This is a genomic window from Vibrio sp. 1978 (assembly GCF_033344345.1).
In genome coordinates this window covers 1-703 of the sequence record NZ_JAWPOP010000455.1, presented here as the reverse complement: position 1 = coordinate 703, position 703 = coordinate 1, and the positions used below count along the sequence as shown (strand labels likewise).

The window sequence follows — 703 nt, the reverse complement described above, 5'->3', positions numbered from 1 at the left end:
CTGCAGCGCGCATTTGAAATTGCCAGTGAAGACGGCTTAGAAAGTCTCACCATTGGCGAACTAGCGAAGCAGTGTTGCATGTCCAAAAGTGGTCTGTTTGCTCACTTTAACTCCAAGTTGAATTTGCAGCTTTCCGTGCTTGAGTACGCAAACCAAGTGTTTGCTGAAAGAGTGATTGAACCTGCACGCGGGCTTGGTGATGGCAATATTGAGCGGAAAATCCGAGGGTTGTTGGATTCTTGGATGACGTGGAACCATTCATTTCAAGGCAGCTGTATGTTCCTTGATGCGTGGAATGATGCCGCAGACAAAAATTGTCCGTTACAAGCGGCATTACGTAAAGCGATTGATACTTGGTTAAGTTATCTAGAAATTCAAATTGCGAAAGGCAAAGAAAACCAAGAGTTTATAAGCGACTTAGATACTCGTCAGGCGACGTTCGATTTATACGGGCAGTACCTGAGCGCGCATGTTTTCTATTCGATCAAAGGTGAGGAAGAGAGCTTACGCCTATTTTGGCAAGGCATCGACAACTTGCTTGCTCGATGGAGAGGTTAACACCGTCTACGGGTAACGAAGATTCATTTTAAAGAGCTACAGAGTTCGCTCTTTCTTATCAGCATAAAAAGCACGCCCGTTCTATTTTTGCCAAGTGTGCTGATAACTAAGGAAAAGATCATGAGTGAGAAAATCTATTTTAATA

The 703-nt window shown here is 43.7% G+C and carries 1 protein-coding gene; it reads left to right on the top strand.

Going from position 1 to position 703, the window contains the following annotated elements; all coding sequences use genetic code 11:
* The coding region (locus tag R8N49_RS27200; RefSeq protein ID WP_318190459.1) for a helix-turn-helix domain-containing protein at window positions 1-558 on the top strand (558 nt) is incomplete at its 5' end.
* Between the last annotated feature and the right edge of the window lie 145 nt (window positions 559-703).